23 protein-coding genes are annotated in these 18,858 nt (G+C 74.8%); 13 read left to right on the plus strand and 10 right to left on the minus strand.

Going from position 1 to position 18,858, the window contains the following annotated elements; translation table 11 throughout:
* Positions 1-107 precede the first annotated feature (107 nt).
* Complete coding sequence (locus ACIP37_RS00805) at positions 108-374, minus strand: hypothetical protein (protein ID WP_063348761.1); 267 nt, start codon at positions 372-374, stop codon at positions 108-110.
* 143 nt (positions 375-517) lie between these two features.
* Here ACIP37_RS00805 and ACIP37_RS00810 point away from each other — a divergent pair, with 143 nt between their 5' ends.
* A complete protein-coding gene (locus ACIP37_RS00810; protein WP_363582412.1) occupies positions 518-835 on the plus strand; it encodes a cupin in 318 nt (105 codons plus the stop codon).
* A 47-nt stretch (positions 836-882) separates the two neighbouring features.
* On the opposite strand, the gene ACIP37_RS00815 is transcribed toward ACIP37_RS00810, so the two are convergent.
* Positions 883-1,497 (minus strand): TetR/AcrR family transcriptional regulator, encoded by a 615-nt coding sequence (locus ACIP37_RS00815; protein ID WP_400842988.1) that lies wholly within the window; start codon positions 1,495-1,497, stop codon positions 883-885.
* A gap of 123 nt (positions 1,498-1,620) precedes the next feature.
* On the opposite strand from ACIP37_RS00815, the gene ACIP37_RS00820 reads away from it, so the two are divergent.
* Positions 1,621-3,165 carry an MFS transporter gene (locus ACIP37_RS00820; RefSeq protein ID WP_400842991.1) on the plus strand — a complete coding sequence of 515 codons (1,545 nt, stop codon included), beginning with the start codon at positions 1,621-1,623 and terminating at the stop codon, positions 3,163-3,165.
* A gap of 185 nt (positions 3,166-3,350) precedes the next feature.
* On the opposite strand, the gene ACIP37_RS00825 is transcribed toward ACIP37_RS00820, so the two are convergent.
* Positions 3,351-3,638, minus strand: coding sequence for a type II toxin-antitoxin system prevent-host-death family antitoxin (locus ACIP37_RS00825; protein WP_400842994.1), 288 nt, complete (start codon positions 3,636-3,638; stop codon positions 3,351-3,353).
* 222 nt (positions 3,639-3,860) lie between these two features.
* On the opposite strand from ACIP37_RS00825, the gene ACIP37_RS00830 reads away from it, so the two are divergent.
* The 7 genes from ACIP37_RS00830 to ACIP37_RS00860 all read left to right on the plus strand — a co-directional run bounded on the left by ACIP37_RS00830 (position 3,861) and on the right by ACIP37_RS00860 (position 8,910).
* Complete coding sequence (locus tag ACIP37_RS00830; RefSeq protein WP_363582420.1) at positions 3,861-4,430, plus strand: isoprenylcysteine carboxylmethyltransferase family protein; 570 nt, start codon at positions 3,861-3,863, stop codon at positions 4,428-4,430.
* Between the two features lie 301 nt (positions 4,431-4,731).
* A complete protein-coding gene (tatA, locus tag ACIP37_RS00835; RefSeq protein ID WP_363632805.1) occupies positions 4,732-5,046 on the plus strand; it encodes a Sec-independent protein translocase subunit TatA in 315 nt (104 codons plus the stop codon).
* Between the two features lie 151 nt (positions 5,047-5,197).
* Positions 5,198-6,592, plus strand: coding sequence for a hypothetical protein (locus tag ACIP37_RS00840; protein WP_363632807.1), 1,395 nt, complete (start codon positions 5,198-5,200; stop codon positions 6,590-6,592).
* A gap of 112 nt (positions 6,593-6,704) precedes the next feature.
* A complete protein-coding gene (locus tag ACIP37_RS00845; protein WP_363582424.1) occupies positions 6,705-7,238 on the plus strand; it encodes a potassium channel family protein in 534 nt (177 codons plus the stop codon).
* 85 nt (positions 7,239-7,323) lie between these two features.
* Positions 7,324-7,734 carry a VOC family protein gene (locus ACIP37_RS00850; protein ID WP_363582426.1) on the plus strand — a complete coding sequence of 137 codons (411 nt, stop codon included), beginning with the start codon at positions 7,324-7,326 and terminating at the stop codon, positions 7,732-7,734.
* A gap of 115 nt (positions 7,735-7,849) precedes the next feature.
* Entirely contained in the window at positions 7,850-8,287 is a 438-nt protein-coding gene (locus ACIP37_RS00855; protein ID WP_363632808.1) for an AraC family transcriptional regulator, read from the plus strand.
* Positions 8,284-8,910 (plus strand): glyoxalase, encoded by a 627-nt coding sequence (locus ACIP37_RS00860; RefSeq protein WP_363632810.1) that lies wholly within the window; start codon positions 8,284-8,286, stop codon positions 8,908-8,910. The genes ACIP37_RS00855 and ACIP37_RS00860 overlap by 4 nt, the downstream gene beginning before the upstream one ends.
* Positions 8,911-8,950: 40 nt before the next feature.
* Here the strand turns inward: ACIP37_RS00860 and ACIP37_RS00865 are convergent, their stop codons facing one another.
* The 3 genes from ACIP37_RS00865 to ACIP37_RS00875 all read right to left on the minus strand — a co-directional run bounded on the left by ACIP37_RS00865 (position 8,951) and on the right by ACIP37_RS00875 (position 13,071).
* On the minus strand, positions 8,951-10,603 hold the full coding sequence (locus tag ACIP37_RS00865) for a protein kinase domain-containing protein (RefSeq protein ID WP_363632812.1): 1,653 nt from the start codon (positions 10,601-10,603) through the stop codon (positions 8,951-8,953).
* A gap of 459 nt (positions 10,604-11,062) precedes the next feature.
* Positions 11,063-12,193, minus strand: coding sequence for a hypothetical protein (locus ACIP37_RS00870; RefSeq protein WP_400809916.1), 1,131 nt, complete (start codon positions 12,191-12,193; stop codon positions 11,063-11,065).
* Positions 12,190-13,071: an RNA polymerase sigma factor gene (locus ACIP37_RS00875; RefSeq protein WP_400809914.1), complete on the minus strand. Its 882-nt coding sequence runs from the start codon at positions 13,069-13,071 to the stop codon at positions 12,190-12,192. Before ACIP37_RS00875 ends, ACIP37_RS00870 begins: the two co-directional genes overlap by 4 nt.
* A gap of 205 nt (positions 13,072-13,276) precedes the next feature.
* Here ACIP37_RS00875 and ACIP37_RS00880 point away from each other — a divergent pair, with 205 nt between their 5' ends.
* The 3 genes from ACIP37_RS00880 to ACIP37_RS00890 all read left to right on the plus strand — a co-directional run bounded on the left by ACIP37_RS00880 (position 13,277) and on the right by ACIP37_RS00890 (position 15,852).
* Positions 13,277-13,990: a VC0807 family protein gene (locus ACIP37_RS00880; protein ID WP_363632815.1), complete on the plus strand. Its 714-nt coding sequence runs from the start codon at positions 13,277-13,279 to the stop codon at positions 13,988-13,990.
* Between the two features lie 174 nt (positions 13,991-14,164).
* Entirely contained in the window at positions 14,165-14,905 is a 741-nt protein-coding gene (locus ACIP37_RS00885; protein WP_363632817.1) for a tyrosine-protein phosphatase, read from the plus strand.
* Between the two features lie 197 nt (positions 14,906-15,102).
* Positions 15,103-15,852, plus strand: a complete 750-nt coding sequence (locus ACIP37_RS00890) for a Clp protease N-terminal domain-containing protein (protein ID WP_363582440.1) — start codon at positions 15,103-15,105, stop codon at positions 15,850-15,852.
* A gap of 62 nt (positions 15,853-15,914) precedes the next feature.
* Here the strand turns inward: ACIP37_RS00890 and ACIP37_RS00895 are convergent, their stop codons facing one another.
* Both ACIP37_RS00895 and ACIP37_RS00900 read right to left on the minus strand, forming a co-directional pair.
* A complete protein-coding gene (locus ACIP37_RS00895) occupies positions 15,915-16,406 on the minus strand; it encodes an NUDIX hydrolase (RefSeq protein ID WP_363632818.1) in 492 nt (163 codons plus the stop codon).
* Between the two features lie 69 nt (positions 16,407-16,475).
* A complete protein-coding gene (locus ACIP37_RS00900; protein WP_363582444.1) occupies positions 16,476-16,913 on the minus strand; it encodes an SRPBCC domain-containing protein in 438 nt (145 codons plus the stop codon).
* 190 nt (positions 16,914-17,103) lie between these two features.
* Between ACIP37_RS00900 and ACIP37_RS00905 the strand changes: the two genes are divergently transcribed.
* Positions 17,104-17,352, plus strand: coding sequence for an STAS domain-containing protein (locus tag ACIP37_RS00905; RefSeq protein WP_400842998.1), 249 nt, complete (start codon positions 17,104-17,106; stop codon positions 17,350-17,352).
* On the opposite strand, the gene ACIP37_RS00910 is transcribed toward ACIP37_RS00905, so the two are convergent.
* Positions 17,349-18,326 carry a sigma-70 family RNA polymerase sigma factor gene (locus ACIP37_RS00910; RefSeq protein ID WP_400843001.1) on the minus strand — a complete coding sequence of 326 codons (978 nt, stop codon included), beginning with the start codon at positions 18,324-18,326 and terminating at the stop codon, positions 17,349-17,351. The two genes, ACIP37_RS00905 and ACIP37_RS00910, sit on opposite strands and share 4 nt — an antisense overlap.
* A gap of 188 nt (positions 18,327-18,514) precedes the next feature.
* Positions 18,515-18,787, minus strand: coding sequence for a hypothetical protein (locus tag ACIP37_RS00915; RefSeq protein ID WP_363582450.1), 273 nt, complete (start codon positions 18,785-18,787; stop codon positions 18,515-18,517).
* Between the last annotated feature and the right edge of the window lie 71 nt (positions 18,788-18,858).

An 18,858-nucleotide genomic window follows, 5' to 3' on the forward strand; every position in this document is an offset into this window, starting at 1 on the left:
CACAGCCGCGGCGGGCCGCACCCCCATGGCGGCCCGCCGCACCCGGACGGGCGCACTCGGCCGGGCACACTCGGCCGGGGCCGTCGTGCTCAGTTGGGCGGGTGCGCTCAGTTGGGCGAACCGTGCTCCGCGCGCCAGGCCTCCCAGCCCGCGCTGGACGCCACCTTCGCCTCGCGCAGCGCCCGCTGGGCGAACGCGGCCGGCGCGGTCTCCAGGCTGCGCACCCAGCTGCGGCCGGCCGTGGCCAGCGCCGCGCACACCATCGCCGCCCCGGCCACGCCGAGCACGGCGCCGATACCGGTGAGCAGCGCGCCGCCGGCCAGCAGCGAGCGGTTGACCTGGAACCCACCGGAGACTGTCTCGTTGATCGCCATGCCTCCACGATGCGGGCACTCGCCGGGGGCTGCACGTCGAACGGCTCCGGGTGCGCGAGCCGAGCGCGTCCGCGAACCTGGGCACACGGCGCCGGTCCGGGCGCCCGGGGTCGGCCCGGCACGCCGGGTCAGGAGGACGCGCGATGCCCGATCTCGAACAGCTCGCCGTGGAGCACGCCGCCCGGGCGGCCGAGAGCCCGCACGGGCGCAGCGCCCACCTGGTGCTCCACGACGGCGTCCTGCGGCAGACCGTGATCGCGCTGACCGCGGGCACCTCGCTGGACGAGCACACCCCGCCGACCGCCGGCAGCGTCCAGGTGCTGCGCGGCCGGGTCTCGCTGACCATCGCCGGCCGGCACCAGGAGCTGCCGGTCGGACGGCTGGAGCCGGTGCCCCAGGAACGGCACGGGCTGCTGGCCCACGTCGACTCGGTGGTGCTGCTGACGGTGGTCACCGCCTAGCGGGGCGGCGCGGGCGGCAGCGGGCGACGGGCGACGGCCGGCCGCCGTCAGCGGGCGGTGGCGGGCGGTGACGGCACCGCGGGGCCGAACACGCTTCCGCTGACCAGCCGCAGCCCGCGCAGGAAGTCCCGCCCGTTCGGCGCCAGTTCGGGGGCGGCCAGCCACTGGGCGGCGTACCCGGCCAGCAGGGTCTGGTAGAAGGAGCCGCGGACGACCTCCTCCTCGGTGTCCGGCACTTCGGGCAGTCCCTGGAACAGCGCGGCGAGACCGAGCCGGCCCTCCTTCTGCGCCTCCGCGAACGCGTGCGCCAGCTCGGGCGCGTGCGCGGCCTGGGCGAGCGCCTCGAACTGGGCCGCCCAGAGCCCGCGGTGCTCGGTGAAGACGGTCCTGAGGCCGTCCCAGACCGCGGCGAAGCGCTCCTCCGGATCGTCGGACACGCGGTTGGCGGCGTTCACCACCGCGCCCAGGGTCTCCCCCACCATCTCCCCGATCGCCTCGATCATCGCCGCGTTGAGCAGCGCGTCCTTCGAACCGAAGTGGTAGCCGATCGCGGCCAGGCTGACGCCCGAGGCGGTCGCGACGTCACGGGCGGTGGTGCGCCCGTACCCCTTCTCGTACAGGCAGCGCTTGGCGCCGGCCATCAGGTCTTCGCGGTTTCCCATGACCCGAATCCTACGGAAGGACTGCACAGATGTCTTGCACGAATGTCTCGCACTGACGTCTCGCACGAGCGATTTACACATACGTACTAGACAGGTGTCTGACACGTCCGTACCGTCTTCCCCATGACCGCAACCACCGGCCGCGCAGGCCGTCGCGAATGGATCGGCCTGGCCGTCCTCCTGCTCCCGACCCTCGTCCTCGCCATGGACATGGGCGTGCTCTTCTTCGCCGTCCCCTTCATCTCCACCACGCTGGCGCCCAGCGGCACCCAGCAGCTGTGGATCATGGACGTGTACTCGTTCCTGCTCGCCGGGCTGCTCATCACCATGGGCTCGCTGGGCGACCGGATCGGCCGCCGCCGGCTGCTGATGATCGGCGCCGCCGGCTTCATCGGCGCCTCGCTGCTGGCCGCCCGGGCCGACACCGCCGGCCAGCTGATCGCCGCCCGCGCCCTGCTCGGCGTCGCCGGGGCCACCGTGATGCCCTCGACGCTCGCGCTGGTCCGCAACATGTTCCACGACCCCAAGCAGCGGCAGATCGCCCTCGGCGCCTGGGGCGGCGTCCTCACCGCCGGCGCCACCCTCGGCCCGGTCGCCGGCGGCCTGCTGCTCGACCACTTCTGGTGGGGCTCCGCGTTCCTGCTCGCCGTCCCGGTGATGGCCCTGGTGCTGCTCGCCGCGCCCGTCCTGCTCCCCGAGTACCGCTCCACCGCCCGCACCGGCCGCTTCGACCTGCCAGGCGCCGCGCTCTCGATGGCCGCGATCCTGCCGCTGGTCTACGGCGTCAAGACCCTCGCCGTGGACGGCTGGAGCCCGCTGCCCGCCCTCGCCGTCCCGGCCGGCCTGCTGCTGGCCGCCGCGTTCGTATGGCGCCAGCGCACCGCCGCCGACCCGCTGATCGACCTCGGCCTGTTCCGGATCCGCACCTTCAGCGGCGCGATCAGCGTCAACACCATCGCGATGTTCGCGATGATGGGCTTCTCCCTCTTCACCTCGCAGTACCTGCAACTGGTCAAGGGCATGAGCCCGCTCACCGCCTCGCTCTGGTCGCTGGTGCCCAGCGTCGGCGTCGGCGCGGCCGTCGGCACCAGCTCCGCACTGGCCGGCAAGGTCCGCCCGGCGGCCCTGATGGGCGGCGGGTTCCTGGTCGGAGCGGCGGGCTTCGCGCTGATGACCCAGGTCGGCGCGCACTCCCCGCTGGCGCTCATCCTCGTCGCGGCGGGCGTCCTCGCCGCCGGCACCGTCGGCACCATGACCATGACCGCCGAAATGGTCGTCTCCGCCGCCCCCGCCGAGCAGGCCGGCGCCGCCTCCGCCACCTCCGAGACCGCCGTCGAACTCGGCAGTTCGCTCGGCATCGCCCTGCTCGGCGCGGCCGGCGCCGCCGTCTACCGCCACCAGCTGGACGGCGCCCTCCCCACGGGCGTCGACGGCGAGGCCGCCCGGGCCGCCCAGGACACCCTCGGCGGCGCGGTCACCGTCGCCGGCCACCTGCCCGGCCGGATCGGCACGGACCTGTTGGAGACCGCCCGGGCCGCCTTCACCGACGGCCTGCACGTCGCCGCGGTGGTCGGCCTGGTCTTCGCCCTCGGCACCGCCCTGCTGGCCTACCGCCTGATGCGCCACCTCCCCGCCGCCGCCCCGGCCCCCGAGGCCGTCACCGCCTGACCCACCCGGCCCGATCCACGCGAGTCATCGAGAGCCCCCGCCCCCTCGGACGGGGGCTCTCCGCCGTTCCCACCGGCCCCTACCGGTGCCGGTAGACCTCACGACGGTTGCCGACCGCCATGACCCAGACGATCAGCACCCCGCCCTCGACGGTGTACAGCACCCGGTGAGCACGGAGCAGCCCCTCAGGCTCGGCCGTGGTGATCGCGGAGCAGGGCGGCCATCCCCTCCAGCGAGACGGAGCCTTCGAGGCCCTCGGCCTCGGCCTCGGCCGCGAGGCGGTTCAGCCACTCGTCCTCGGCCTGGTCGGCGACTTCCCGCAGGCGCCAGCACTCGGCGATGTCGATCACCACCGCCTCCTGCCGGCCGCGCCTCGTGATGATCGTCGGAGTTCCGTCACGTCGTGCCCGGTCGATCACGTCCGCGAGGTGGCCCCGGACCTCGGCCATCGACTCGATCACTGGCTCGCCCATGGCGTCAAGGTAGCGGTTGTAACGTCCATCGGCGTGCCAGGGTCGGCGGCACGGCCGCAGATCGCAGGCGGCAACGAACGGGCCTCGTCAACGGGCGGGCCGGACGGTCCACCTGGGGGTGGAGGCCGGGGCGTCCACCCCCGGGGGCGTGCGTCGGCGGTCCCCGGGGAGGACCGTGAAGGGGTACTTGGCCCGCATCTCCTATCCGCCGGGAGCCGCCGCATGTCCCTGACGACCCTGCTCTCCCTCCTCGGCATGCTCTGCTGGGTCGGCTACGAGCTGATGCTGCGCCGCCGCGAGGACTCCGCCGCCGGCACCTGGCGCGCGGACGGCCGCGACCGCGGCTCGACCCGGCTGCTGCTCGCCTGCTACGCCGCCGCGGTGCTGGTCGTGGTGCTGTTCGGCCGCGCCGGGATCGGCGAACTGCCGCTCTGGGCCCGCTGGTTCGGGATCGCGCTGATCGCCGCCGGGCTGGCCCTGCGGGCCTGGGGCATGCGCACCCTGGGCCGCTACTACACCCGCACCCTGCGCACCGTGGACACCCAGCGCGTCGTCCGCAGCGGCCCGTACCGGCAGATCCGCCACCCCGGCTACGCCGGCAGTCTGCTGGTCTGGACGGGCTACGCGCTCGGCCTGGGCAGCTGGCCGGCGGCCCTGCTGGTGCCGGCGCTGCTGCTCGGCGCGTACGGCTGGCGGATCACCGCCGAGGAGCGGCTGCTGCTGGCCGCCTTCGGGCCGGAGTACGCGGAATACCGGCGGACGTCGAAGCGGCTCGTGCCCTTCGTGTACTGAGCCGCCGCCGATCGGGCGGTTGCCGGCTGCGGACCCCGGCGACGGAACCGAAGGGGCTGGAGGGGTCGGAGAGGCAGGTGCTGCGCGGTGCGGTGCCGTGCGGGCTGGTCACGGGTGCGCGAGCCGGACCGGGCCGGCTCCGGCCGCCGCCGCGGGCGCTCGCGTTCCGCTCGAACGGCACCTGCTTTTTGGCCAGCGTTTCCCGGCCGGTGTATCCGTTCGCCGTCGTCGCCAGGCATACTGGCCAGCACGGGCGCTCGCCCACCCTTGACTCTAGACAAGAAGGGACCGGTGGCCAGGGATGCTGCGGAACGGTCTTGAGCCCTGGCACCTCCTGGTGGTGCTGGCGATCGTCATCCTGCTGTTCGGGTCGAAGAAGCTGCCGGAGATGGCCCGCGGCCTCGGCAAGTCGATGCGCATCCTGAAGGCGGAGACGAAGGCGCTGCGCGAGGACGAAGCCCCGGCGGACGCCGCGCAGAGCGCCGGCACCGCGCAGAGCACCGCCGCCCCGCAGAGCACCGCCGCCCCGCAGCCGGCCGCCACGACCCCGCCGGCCGTCACGCCGACCAACGTGACCAAGGCCACCGAGACGAAGCGGCCCGAGACGGCCGTCTGAGTCCCGCTCTCCTCCGGAAGCCCCCGGTACCGTCCGATGACGGTGCCGGGGGCTTCTGCTGCATCCGGGCTGCTCACGGCCCTCCCGGCTGGCCGTCCGATCTGATCCGTTATCTCCTGGTATGCACCCAACGGAGGAACGGAGTCGCGGCATGCCCACCGACGAGCCGGGCGACGAGCCGCCCGCCGGAACACCCGCCGGACCGCCAGGCGGACCCCCCGCCGGACCCCCGGGTGAACCGCCCGCCGGGTCGCCCGACGAGCTGGCCGACCTGCGGGCCCGCCTGAGCGCCGCCGAGGCCCACCAGGCGCAGCTCACCCGGCAGTTGGCGACCCGCCCGGACCGCCACCGGGTGCGCTCCCTCGTCGCCGTCCTGCTGATCCTGCTGGCCTGCGTGCTGACCCCGCTGAGCGCCGTCGCGGTGTGGGCGAGGTCGGAGATCGGCGACACCGACCGGTACGTCGCGACCATGGCGCCGCTGGCCCGGGACCCGGCCGTCAGGGCGGCCGTCACCAACCGGGTCACCGACGAGGTCGTGGCGCGGATCCCGGTCGACTCGCTGCTCGACAACATCGCCCCCGACGACCGGCCCAAGCTCGGCGCGCTGCTGAACGGCATCGGCCAGGCCCTCACCGACGGGCTCACCGGCTTCGTCCGCGACCAGGTCCAGCGGGTGGTGGACAGCGACGCCTTCGCCACCCTCTGGACGGACGTCAACCGGCAGGCGCACACCGCGATCGACCGGATGCTGACCGGGCAGGGCGGCGGCGCCGTCGAGGTCAGGAACGACACCGTGGTGCTCGACCTCGCCCCGGTGATCGCCCGGGTGAAGACCGCGCTGGTCGACAACGGGCTCGCGCCGGCCGCGAGGATCCCGGAGATCCACACCTCGTTCACGCTGGTGCAGTCCGACGCCATCCCCAAGGTCCGCACCGGCCTGCGGCTGTTGGACCTGGCCGGCTTCTGGATGCCGGTGCTCACGCTGGTCTGCGCGGTCGGCGGGGTGCTGCTCGCGGTCCGGCGGCGCCGGGCGGCGGTCACGGCGGCGCTGGGGATGGCCGCCGGGGCGCTGCTGCTGGGCATCGGGCTGAGCGTGTTCCGGGCCGTCTACCTGGACGGGCTCCCCGCCGGGGTGGACCAGGCGGCCGCCCAGGCGGTGTACGACGCGCTGGTGCGCTACCTGCGCTCCGCCGTCCGGGTGGTGATCGCGCTCGGCCTGGTCGTCGCGCTCGGCGCCTGGATCAGCGGCGGCGGTCGCTGGGCCCGCACCGCGCGCAGCGGCTGGCACGCCGGGCTCGGCGCGGCCCGGAGCACCGCCGAACGGGCCGGGCTGCGGCTCGGGCCGGTCGGGCGGTTCGTCCACCGCTGGAAGGCCTGGCTGGGCTGGGCGGCGGTCGCGGGCGCGGCGCTGGCGTTCGTGCTGTGGAGCTATCCGACGGTGCTGGTGACGCTCTGCCTGGCACTCGCGCTGGTCGCCGTCCTGGCCCTGCTGGAGCTGCTGGACGAACCCGGCCGACCGGACGGAGGAACCCCGGCCTCCGCCTGAGGGGCGGTCAGCGGGGGCCGGTGCTACGGCCGGTGGAACGGCGGCGGACGGTCCGGCCCGAACGGCCCAGCCCGGGACGCGGCCGGCCCGGCGCGGCCGCAGGCTGGACGCGATGTCCGGAAGCCAGCCACCACCACCGCAGGGCCGGGTCGACCCGCGGTCCGCGCTCTGGCTGCTGAGCGCCTGCACCGCGCTGATCCTCGCGTACTGGGCCCTTCCCCTGCGCCTGCTCGGCTACCAGCACCCCGTCCTCAGCTGGCTCGTGTTCGCCGCCGCGCTGGTCGGCCTGAGCGGCCTGCTGCTGGCGAAGACCACCGCCGTGCTGCGGGGCGACGCGAAGCGCCCGGTGGTCTGGCTGTCGTTCCTGATCTTCCTCGCGATGACCATCTTCTCCGCGACCTACTACGTCATGGCCGCCCGTCCGGGCGATTTCGAGGGGCTGGTCACCCGGCTCGACGCCCTGTACTTCACCGTCGTCACCCTGGCCACCGTCGGCTACGGCGACATCACCCCGACCGGTCAGGCCCCTCGCCTCGTGGTGATCCTGCAGATCGGGTACACGTTCGTCTTCCTCGCCACGGCGGCGGGGACGCTGTCGCGGGCGATCCGGGCGAACGTCGAGACCCGTAGCCACCGCAAGCCGTGACGTTGTCCACAGGCTGTGGACGGCCACGCCCGATCGGTCAGGATTCGAGAAGCACGCCCGCGCGGCCACACCTAGCATCGGCGCCATGGACATCACCATTCACACCAGCGTCCTCCCGCACGACGACCCGGACGCGTCCCTGGTCTTCTACCGCGACGTCCTCGGCTTCGAGGTCCGCGGCGACGTCGGGCAGGGCAAGATGCGCTGGATCACCGTCGGCCCCGCCGACCGGCCCGACACCTCCATCCTCCTGGCGCCGCCGGCCGTCGACCCCGGGGTCACCGAGGACGAGCGCCGCACCATCGCCGAGATGATGGCCAAGGGCACCTACGGCTGGATCCTGCTGGCCACCCGGGACCTCGACGGCACCTTCCGGGCGGTGCAGGCCGGCGGCGCCGAGGTCGTCCAGGAGCCGACCGAGCAGCCGTACGGCATGCGCGACTGCGCCTTCCGCGACCCCGCCGGCAACCTGATCCGCATCCAGGAGCTGCGCTGAGCCGACCGGCCGAGCGCCGACCGTGCGGGCGGCGCGGTCCCTGACGGCCGCCACGGCTGCCACGGCCGCGACGGCCGCGACGGCCGGAGTCGGGCCCGGTGAGAGGAGTCCTCCCGTGTGTCACCCCTCGTGGGCCAGCGCCCGCGCGGCGGCGCAGCGCCTGAAAGACCTCGCGCGGCTGCGCCGCGTCCGGGACCGGATCGACCGCGAGTACGCGCGGCCACTGGACGTCCTGGCGCTCGCGCGCGACGCCGGCCTGGCGGCCGGGCAGCTCAGCCGCGAGTTCCGGCTGGCCTACGGCGACTCGCCGTACGGCTACCTGACGGCGCGCCGTGTCGAGCGCGCGGCCGCGTTCCTGCGCTGCGGCGGCCTCGGCATCACCGCGGTCCGCCGCGCGGTCGGCTGCACCTCGCCGGACGCCTTCCGCGCCCGTTTCACCGAACTGGTCGGCATGCCGCCCGACGACTACCGGCGCCGCGCGCGACGGGCCGCCGGACCGGTCAGAATTCGAGAAGCCCCGGCCGCCGGGCCGCACCTAGCGTGGAGGACATGACTTCCATCGACTCCCTCATCCTCGACGTGGCCGACCCCACGGCCGCCCGCAGCTTCTACACCACCGCCTTCGGCCTGGACACGCAGCTGCGCCTGCGGGCCTCGCAGGAACAGACCACCGGCTTCCGCGGGTTCACGCTGTCGCTCACGGTGTCCCGGCCCGCCACCGTCAACGGCTTCGTCGACGCCGCCCTCGACGCCGGCGCCACCGCCCTCAAACCCGCCGCGAAGTCGCTCTGGGGCTACGGCGGCGTCGTCCAGGCCCCGGACGGGACGATCTGGAAGATCGCGACCTCCGCGAAGAAGGACACCGGCCCGGCCACCCGGCAGATCGACCAGCTCGTGCTCCTGCTGGGAGTCGCGGACGTCTCCGCGAGCAAGCGGTTCTACGTCGACCGTGGCCTCACCGTGGCGAAGAGCTTCGGGCCGGTGTACGTCGAGTTCGCCACCGGGTCGAGCCCGGTCAAGCTCGCGCTGTACAAGCGCCGGGCCCTCGCCAAGGACGCCGGCGTCTCCCCCGACGGCAGCGGATCGCACCGGCTCGTGATCGGCGGCACCGCCGGAACCTTCACCGACCCGGACGGGTTCGCCTGGGCGGCCGAGCGGCCCGCGGCCGCGCGCTGAACCGCCGCGCCACCGTCGGACCGGACCTGAGGCCCCGCGGTCACCAGTCCTGGTTGTCGGCGGCCGTGGCGTGCAGGGTGATCAGCAGGGCGCCGAGGCGGGCGTTCCAGTTGGCGTTGGTGGGGCCGTCGATGGCGTGCTTCTTGGCCAGGTCGCGGATCACCTTCTGGGCGTCCTTGAGCTCCTGGGCCGCGTCGTCCGGATTGCCCTCGTTGAGGCGGGCGGAGGCGTCGTCGAGGATGCGCAGCAGCTCCGCCTGGCGGTCGTGCTCCTTGCCCGCGACCTGGGTCTGGACGACGGCCTGGCGGAAGGCGTTGAGCTGGAGGGCCGGCCCCTGGTTGCGGGGGACGGCCGGGTTGGGGGCCGTGGGGAGGCCGGCCGGGGTGGTGGGGGCCGTGGTGGTGGGCGTCGGGGTCGCCGCGGGGGTGGACGCGCGGGCCTGGGTGCTGGGCGCGGCAGCCGGGGTGCTGGGGGCGGTGGCCGCCGGCGGCTTGGTGGGAGCGGGGGCGGCGGCGTTGCCGGCGGGCTCGTCCAGGGCGGCGACGGCCAGGGCGGTGACGCCGGCGAGTGCGGCCACGCCCAGTGCGCCGAGGACGAGGGGCCTGCCGCGGCGGCGGCTGCGGCCGGCGGGCGCGGGCGGGCCCTGCCGGACGGGCGCCATCAGCGAAGTGGCCGGCGGGGCCTGCGGGACGGGTGCCATCAGCGAAGTGGCCGGCGGGGCCTGCGGGACGGGTGCCATCAGCGAGGTGACGGCCGGGGCCTGCGGCGGGAGCAGGGTGGTGTGCTGCTGGTTGGGGTTCACCGGCCTTACGGGCGGCAGCAGTTGGGTGGCGGCGGCGGTGGCGAGGAGTTCCGCCGTCGGGTCGCCGACCGCCAACCCGGGGATGGTGGAGAGGAGTTCGGCCCGCGCCGCGACGGCGTCCGCCGGCCGGTCGGCGGGGTTCTTGGCGAGCAGGCGCAGCACGGCCGCGTCCAGCGCGGGCGGCAGGCCGGGGCGGCGGTAGGACGGCGGCAGGGGCTGCTCGCTGACGTGCTTGAAGGCGATCGCCACCGGGGTCTCGGCGGTGAACGGGGTCTCGCCGGTGAGCATTTCGGTGAGCACGCAACCGACCGCGTAGAGGTCGGTGCGGCCGTCCAGGGGCGAGGCGGTGGCCTGCTCGGGCGACAGGTAGGCGGCCGTACCGAGCACGCTCGCCGTCTGGGTCAGGTTGCTGGACGAACCGGCCCGGGCGATGCCGAAGTCGACGACCTTCACCCCGCCGTCGTCGGTGATCATGATGTTTCCGGGCTTGATGTCCCGGTGGACCAGCCCGGCCGCGTGCGCGACGGCCAGCGCCTCGCAGACCGCCGCCGCGATGCCGACGGCGCGTTCCACCGGCAGGCCCGGCTGCTGCACCAGCACGGCGGCGAGCGAACGGCCGTGGACGAGCTCCATGACGATGAACGGCGTGCCCTGGTCGACGCCCGAGTCGAAGACCATGACGATCCTCGGGTGCACCAGCATGGCCGCGTGCTGCGCCTCGCGGCTGAACCGCTCGGCGAAGCGGGGGTCGTCGGCGAGTCCCCCGTTGAGGACCTTGACGGCCACCTGGCGGCCCAGCACGTGGTCCAGCCCGCGCCAGACGGTGGCCATGCCGCCGACGCCGAGTATCTCGACGAGTTCGTAACGCCCGTTCAGCGCCCGTCCGATCACCTGGAACTCCCCTCACGTGCCGTGCCCGGTGTTCCGGGCCGCCTCGTGCACCTGTGCACGATAGCCGCACCGCCGGACCGCACCGCCTGGGGCGGGGAGGCGGTCGGGGGACCGGGCAGCGGTCCCCCGGCCGCCGGCGCGGGGGTGCGACCCGCCCTGACTGCGGGAGGGCGGGCCGCACGTTCCAGGCCGACCGGGCCGACGGCGCGTCCGGGGTGGGCGCCTGCCGGGCCGGCCGGGGCCGGGCGGCCGGACGGCACGGGGAGCCGACCGGCCACCCGGGGTCTTCGGGTGGTACTGACGAGCGGTCCTGCGGGTGGTGCGGTCCTGCGGGTGGTGCGGTCCTGCGGGTGGTGCGGTCCTGCCGGTGGTGCGGTCCTGCGGGTACTGCGGGTGGTGCGGTCCGGGTGGGCGGCGAGCCCGGGGGGAGTCGCTCGCCGCCCACCCGGAGTTCCTGGGTTACCTCCGGCCCGACTGGCTGTCGTCGGAACGGTCGGTCCTGCTCGGACGGACGTCGGGCAGGGACGGCGCGGCCGGCGGCGCCGGGACGGTCACGCCGGACCGGCCGGGCCTGGCCCCGTTGCCGCCGTTGCCCTTGTCCTGGCCCTTGTCCTGGCCCTTGTCCTGGCCGTTGCCCTTGCCCTTGTCCTTGTTCTTGTCCTGGCCGTTGCCCCGGCCGTCCTCGGTGTTCCCCTTGCCCGCGCCCGCACCGGGGCCGGGGGTGGTCCGGCCGGGGTCGTGGGGCTTCGCGGCGGCACCCGGATGGTCGTCGTCCTCGTCGCCGAGCACCTCCGCGCAGTAGTCCGCCACCTTCTCCGCCCCGCCGGCCGCCGTGACCAGCGGGCCGAACCGCGGCTCGGTGGCCGGTGAGCGCTCGCCCCGGCCCGACCAGTCGGCGAAGCCGTGGCAGAGGGCGACCAGTCCGGGCGCGAGCGGCCGGGCGCCGTGCCCCTCGACGTCGCCGTCGCCGTCGGTATCGGCGGAGGGGGTGCCGGGCTTCGGGGCGGTGGACGGTCCGACCAACTGCGGACCGCCCGAGGCGGAGCCGCCGCCGGACGGGCGGACGGACGGGGTGCCGGGCGCGGCACTGTCGGGCGAGGTGGCGGACGAACCGGCCGACGCATCGGCGGACGCGGTGCCGGGCGCACTGCCGGAGGGCCCGCCCGCGGCGGCGAGCGCGTGCTCGGGCGCGCCGGACCCGCCGCCCAGCGGGGACGGCAGGTTGCCGGTGCCGGCGGCGACCGCGACCCCGCACAGCGCGGTGGCGCCGAGCACGGCGGCAGTGGCCTTCGTGCTGAAGGCCCTGGCCAACGTGGCGGTTGCCATCGATCGTCTCCGGACGGGTGTGGTCACTACGGGGTCGGACGTGAGACGCGCCTCCCGGAACGCGGTCAGGGCGGCCTGCTCCCCGGCCAGTTCGTCGGCCGTCGCCGGGGCGGCGGCCGCGGCGAGGATCCGGGCGAGCGGCCCGGGACCGCCGTCCGGTCCGGTGAGCGAGGCGTCCTGCCCGGCCAGCGGGCCGCCCACGGCACCGCCGAGCAGATGCTCGGCAGCGTCACGGTCGATCCGACGGGATCGGTTGGTGCTCATCTCATGTCCTTCAGCGTCGCGGCCCGGCGTTCTGTCACACCTTGCGGAGAACTTTTTCCCGCAGGCTTTCCCGCAGGTTTCCCCGTGGGCTTCCCGGCCGCCTTCCCCGCGGTTTCTTCGACGGGTTCCTCGACGGGTTCCTCGGTACGGCGCCGGCCGGTCCGGCCGGGCCGCCGCACCGCCGGTTCGGCCTCGCGCGCGGCGGGGATCCCGACCCCGGCCGCGAAGGACTGCTCCAGCAGCGTGGCCAGTTTCCGCAGCCCCCGGTGGGCGGCCATCCGGACGCTGCCGGCCCGCTTGCCGAGCACCCGGGCGGCGCTCTCGGCGTCCAGTTCCATGACCACCCGCAGCAGGACGGCCTCGGCCTGGTCGCGCGGCAGCCGGGAGATCAGCGCCAGCGCGTCGGCGGTGCCGACGGTGGCCAGCGCGGCGCCCGCGGTGTCGTCCCCGGCAGCCAGCCCGGCCAGGTACTCGAAGGGCAGGTCGGCGACCGGGCGGCGGCGCCGGGCGCGCAGGTGGTCGAGCGCGCGGTGGCGCGCGACGGTGGCGGCCCAGCCGCGGAAGCCGTCCCCGTCACCGGAGAAGCCGCCCAGGTCGCGGGCGATCTGAAGCCAGGTCTCGGAGGCGATGTCCTCGGCGTCCTGGGCGTCCTCGGGGCGACCGCCGACCAGGACCCGCAGGTAGCGCAGCAGGCCCGGCTGGACGGTCCGGAACAGCAACCGGAACGCCTCCTCGTCCCCGACCTGGGCGGCCCGGACGGCCTCGGTCAGATCGGCGGGAGAGGGGGCCCGGCCCGCTGGCGGGCCGGCGGAAGGGACTGGTCCGGACCGGCCGACGGGGCTGCCGGTGCCCGCTCCGGGGCGCTCTGCACTCTGCACCCGCCACATCATGGGCCATCCGGGCGAACGCGACCCCGCGAGCCGGGAGAAGTCGCAGGTCGGAGCGGCTGTCACGGCCCGCACCATGACAGCTGTCACGCGGATCCCGCAACGGACGGCACTGCTCTGACGGAGGGTCGGACGGAAACACTGGAGGCACGACGCGGGCAGCGGCCCGCGGCCACCAGCAGGGAAGGAACCCGCCGTGAGCCGAACCGTCACCACCGCCACCGCCGCCGCCACCACCGGGACCGGCACGACCCCGAACCCGTCGGCCTCCGGGCTCCGCCCGCTCGCCATCGACGTGGTCGCCCCGCTGGCCGGCTACTACCTGCTGCACTCGGCCGGCGGCCTGAGCGTGTTCGCCGCGCTGGCGTGGAGCAGCGCCATCCCGGCCGCCCGGACCGTGCTCGGCCTGCTGCGCGAGCGCAGGCTCAACCTGTGGGCCGCGCTGATGCTGACCGTGAACCTGGCGGGCCTGGCGCTCACCTTCGTCACCGGCGACGCCCGACTGATGATCGCCAAGGACGGCGGGCTGAGCGGCACCGTGGCGCTGGCCATCCTGTTCTCGGCGCTGGTCGGCCGGTCGGTGATGACCCCGGTGCTGATGCCCTTCCTCACCAAGGGCAAGCGCGACCGGGCCGCCGCCTGGCAGCGGCTGGTCGAGGGCCGGGCGGCCGGCTCCCGGGCCTTCCAGCGCCACGAGCGGGTGTTCGCGGGTGCCTGGGGCACCGCGCTGCTGGCCGAGTGCGTCGCCCGGGTGGTCGGCGCCTTCACCCTGCCGGTGGCGACCATGGCCTGGCTGTCCACCGTGTTCATGATCGGCGCGATCGCGGCCGGCGCGATGCTCGGTCGGATCGCGGCCGATCCGATGGAGAAGCTGGTCGCGGCCGAGACCGAAGCCCCGACCGCCGTCTGACACCGCCTGCCGTCCACCTGCCGCCCGGGGGAGCATCACCGCCCCCGGACGGCGCCCGAACCGGCCCCAACGCCGGGTGTCGGCGATCCGAACAGCACGGAACCATCCGGATCTCCCGGGAGTCCTTCATAACGAGGGGGTAACGGGACCCCCGGTCGAGGAAACGGGGCCCCCATGAGCCGGACGCACGCGCTGACCGCCACCGAGGACCGCACCCTCGTGTGGGACGGCTGCCTGAACGTCCGCGACCTGGGCGGACTGCCCACCGCCTCCGGCCGGCCGACCGCCCGCGGGGCGATAGTCCGGGCGGACAACCTGGACCGCCTCACCGCCGAGGGCTGGGACGCCCTCCTCGACCACGGTGTCCGCACCGTGGTCGACCTGCGCAACGCCGAGGAGTACAAGCCGCTCCTCCCGCTCCCCGAGGGCGTCGAGCTGATCCGCGTCCCGCTGGACGAACTCGCCGGCCCCGCCTGGTGGGAGGCCTACGGCCGGCTGGACGGCACCCCGCTCGCGCTCCGCCCCTACCTGGACCACTGCCCGCACGCCGCCGCCGCACTGATCGCCGCCATCGCCGGCGCCCGCCCCGGCGGCCTGGTCGTGCACTGCGGCGCCGGCCGCGACCGCACCGGCCTGGCGGCCCTGCTGCTGCTCGCCCTGGCCGGCGTCGAACGGGCCGCGATCGTCGAGGACTACCAGCTCAGCGGCCCCAACGTCCGCCCGCTGTACGGGATGCTGGGCCTGCCGGACCAGTACCACCGGATCGACGCGGTGCTCGCCGAGGCCGGCACCACCGCCGAAGCCGTCCTCGCGGGCGCGCTGGAGGGCCTCGACCCGGCGGGCTACCTGCTCGCCGCCGGGGCCACCCCCGCCGAGGTCGCCGCCGTCCGGGCCCGGCTGCTGCCCGCCGCGTAGCGGCCACCGGGCCAGGCCGGCTCCTGCAACTCGACGACCTGGAGCTTGAGTTCGCGAGACAGCCCGGCCTCGGGCAGGGCCGGGATCCTCGACCCGCCCATCGGACGCCTCCCGTCCCGCAGGGGCCGCCGAAGACTACTCGCGCGTATCGTCAACCGATGGTTGACGGCCCAGGATCGACAACCTACGGTTGACGCATGGAGAATCCCGTCGTTCCCAACACCACTCCGCTGCGCCTCGACGACCTGATCGCCGCGATCAAGAAGGTCCACCCCGACGCGCTCGACCAGTTGTCCGACGCGGTCATCGCCGCCGACCACCTCGGCGACCTCGCCGACCACCTGATCGGCCACTTCGTCGACCAGGCCCGCCGCTCCGGCGCCTCCTGGACCGACATCGGCCGCAGCATGGGCGTCAGCAAGCAGGCCGCCCAGAAGCGGTTCGTCCCCAAGGACCCGGGCACCCCCGCCGACCTCGACCCCAGCCAGGGCTTCGCCCGGTTCACCGACCGGGCCCGGAGCGTCGTGATGGCCTCGCAGGAGGAGGCCAGGGCGGCCGGCAACGCCGAGATCACCGCCGAACACCTCCTGCTCGGCCTGCTCGCCGAACCGGAGGGCATCGGGCTCAAGGCGCTCGCCGCCCAGGGCGTCACCCCGGAGGCCGTCCGGGAGGCGACCGCCGCCGTCCTGCCGGCCGCCGCCGAGCAGGTGCCCGCGCTGATCCCGTACGACGCGCAGGGCAAGAAGGCGCTGGAACTGACCTTCCGTGAGGCGCTGAAGCTCGGGCACAACTTCGTCGGCACCGAGCACATCCTGCTCGCCCTGCTGGAGCTGGAGAACGGCTCGGGCGTGCTCGCCGGCCTCGGCGTCGAGAAGTCCGAGGCGGAGACCTTCACCTCCGAGGCCGTCAAGGCCATCATCGCCGCCCGGAACGCCGAGCAGGCGTGAGACGGGGCCCGGCCCCGGGCGGAACTCCCGCCCGGGGCCGGTCGGTTGGGCTCGGGCGGGACTCAGAAGCCGGAGACGGGCGTGGTGACGATCCGCACCCGGCCGTCGGCGGCCGACTCCAGCGCCGCCCGCAGCCGGAGCGAGCGGGCCGGGCCGAGGAGTTCCAGCGCCTCCTCGACGGTGGCCCACTGGTGCCGGTCCAGTTCGCCGGCCGGGACGGTCACGGGGGTGCCGTCCGGGACGGTGCCGAAGTCGAACATCAAATGCTGCGCCGGGTGGTCGAGTTCGGACGAGGGGTGGGTCCAGGAGATGGCCAGTAGCTCCCCGGTCGCCCTGACGATGCCGGTCTCCTCCAGCAGCTCCCGCGAGGCGCACTCCACCGGGCCCTCGCCGAGGTCGATCGTGCCGCCCGGGAACTGCCAGTGCTCGCGGTACCCGGCCTTCACGATCAGGATCCGGCCGGACTCGTCCCGCAGCAGGCAGCCCGCCGCCGCGTAGATCCTGGGCAGGGACGCCAACCATTCCTCGCGGGACTTCAAGGGCTCAGCCGTCACTGCGATCCTCCTGGGGCACGGTGGTTCTGCACCGCCCACTCTGCCACCGACCCGCCCGGGACCGTCAGTTCAGCGCTGGGCGGCGAGGTGCTCGACCAGGCGGTCGAAGCTGGAGTTGAGGCCCGCCCGGGCCTCCGGACCGCAGTACATCGCCGGCACCTCGGTCTGGTGCAGGACCACCTCGGTGCGGCCGTCGCCGAGGTCCTTGAAGGTCATCGTGGAGCGCAGGCCCACGCTCTCCTCGACCAGGGCGATCAGCTCGCCCGGGCGGATCTCGGTGATCTTGGCGCACATCGGGTACGCGTCGCCGGTCGCGTCGATGGTCATGGTGCTGTCGTAGCGCCCGCCCACCCGCGGCTCGATGGTCACGGTGTCCAGCTCGACGTGGGTGCCGACCGGGCCCCAGAAGCGGACGAACTGCTCGGGCTCGACGTAGGCGCGGAAGACGGCGTCCGGGGTGGCCGGCAGCTCGCGGGTGATGGTCAGCTCGCCCAGGTTCTCGGTCATGGTGTCGTCCTTCGTGATCGCGGCGCCACGGTGGCGCTTTCACAGGAGTAGACCGAGGGCGCGACCGAAACTCATCGCTCCACGCGGAAATTCTTTCGAGAAGTTCTGCGGAGTTCTGTCGAGCTCCGGGAAGTTCCGAGAAGTTCCGCCGGAGCCGATGAGCCCGGGCCGCCGGGCCGGTCCAAGCAGTATGGACACCACGCCGAAGCCCCCGCCCGCCCCCGCCCTGACCTGCGACCTGGACGCGCTGACCGCGCCCGACCTGGCCGTCGTCGACGCCCTCGCCCGGCTGCGGCTCGCCGCCGCGCGGCACGGGGTGGGCGTGGTGCTGGTGAACGCGAGCGGCCCGCTGCGGGAGCTGCTCGCGTTCAGCGGGCTCGCGGCCCTGCTGCCGGGGGGCGTGGACCCCCTCGACCTCCGGCAGCCGGACAGGGCCTAGTCGGCGGCCAGCCGGGGCGGGAGGCCGAACAGCGGGAAGAGCACGTCGGTGTCCAGGAAGTTGGTGAACCCGGTGATCCGGCCCGCTGACACCTCCAACACGATCAGCGCCCACGGCTCGTGCCCGCCCGCCGGGCTCGGCCGGTACTGGGCGAAGGCCGGAGCGCCGTTGGCCGTCACCGGGACCAGCCGGGAGCCGCGGCAGCCGTGGCCCGGGCCGAGCATCCAGGCCCGGATCTCGCCCCGCCCCCGCAGCCACATCGCGTACGGCGGCATGTTGAGCGTGACGTCCTCGTGCAGCAGCGCGGCGAGGCCGTCCATGTCGTACGCCTCGAAGGCGCGGACGTAGCGGTCCAGCAGCGCGCGGTGGTCGCCGTCCAGCGCGGGGGCCGGGCGGGCGGCCGCGCCGTCCCCGGCGAGCACCGCGCGCGCCCGCTGCAGCGCGCTGTTCACCGAGGCCACCGTGACGCCGAGCAGTTCGGCCACCTCGGCGGCCTTCCAGCCGAGCACCTCGCGCAGGATCAGCACGGCCCGCTGCCGGGGCGCGAGGCGCTGCAGCACGGCGACGAAGGCCAGCTTCACCGACTCGCGCTGGGCCGCCACCTCGGCCGGGTCACCCGTCTCGGGCAGCACCCGGCCGTCCGGCGCGGGGCCGATCCACGTCACCTCGGGCAGCTGGGTGTCGCTCGCCGTGGCCACCGTCACCGGGCCGGCCAGGTCCATCGGGCGGGCCCGGCTGTTGCGGCCGTTCAGCGCGTCCAGGCACACGTTGGTGGCGATCCGGTACAGCCAGGAGCGCAGCGCGGCGCGGCCCTCGAAGCCGCGGTGGCCGCGCCAGGCGCGGACCATCGTCTCCTGCACCGCGTCCTCGGCCTCGAAGACCGAGCCGAGCATCCGGTAGCAGTAGCCCGTCAGCTCCGTCCGGTACCGCTCCAACTGGAGCTCGACCGGCTCCTCCGTGATCAGGTCGGCCATGGTGCGCCCCCGTCGTCCCGCCCCGTGCTGGTGAACGGCACGAAGGTACTCCAGCCCACTGACAACGCCCCGGCGCGCCCCCGCACCGACCGCGAACCACCCCGGACACCGCCCCCGGACACCACCCCCCGAGCACGCGTCGGGGGCGGGCGCCGGAACGCGGCGCCCGCCCCCGGACCCGGATCCGCTCAGTGGGCGGAGTGCTTCTCCGCTCCGCGGTGCCGGTGGCCCTTGAGCTCGGCGTGCATCGACGGGGCGGCGTGCCCCGCCGAGGCCGCCTGATCGCGGCCGCCGTGCCGGAAGGCGTCGGGCGCGGCGTACCCGGCGGTGGCGGAGGACATGGCGTCGGCGCGCAGCATCGGCACCAGCCGGGTGGGCGCGGTCGCCATGCCGCGGCGCTCCAGCAGTTCCTGGGTGCCCCGGCGGAGCTGGGCAGTGCTGCCCGGTGTTCGCCTGGTCATCGTCGGCCTCCCTTCGGCGGTCACCGGCGGGACGGATGTCGACCGGAGGGGCCGGGGGCCGCGCGGGCGTT

Source organism: Kitasatospora sp. NPDC088861 (assembly GCF_044750105.1).
Lineage (GTDB): Bacteria > Actinomycetota > Actinomycetes > Streptomycetales > Streptomycetaceae > Kitasatospora.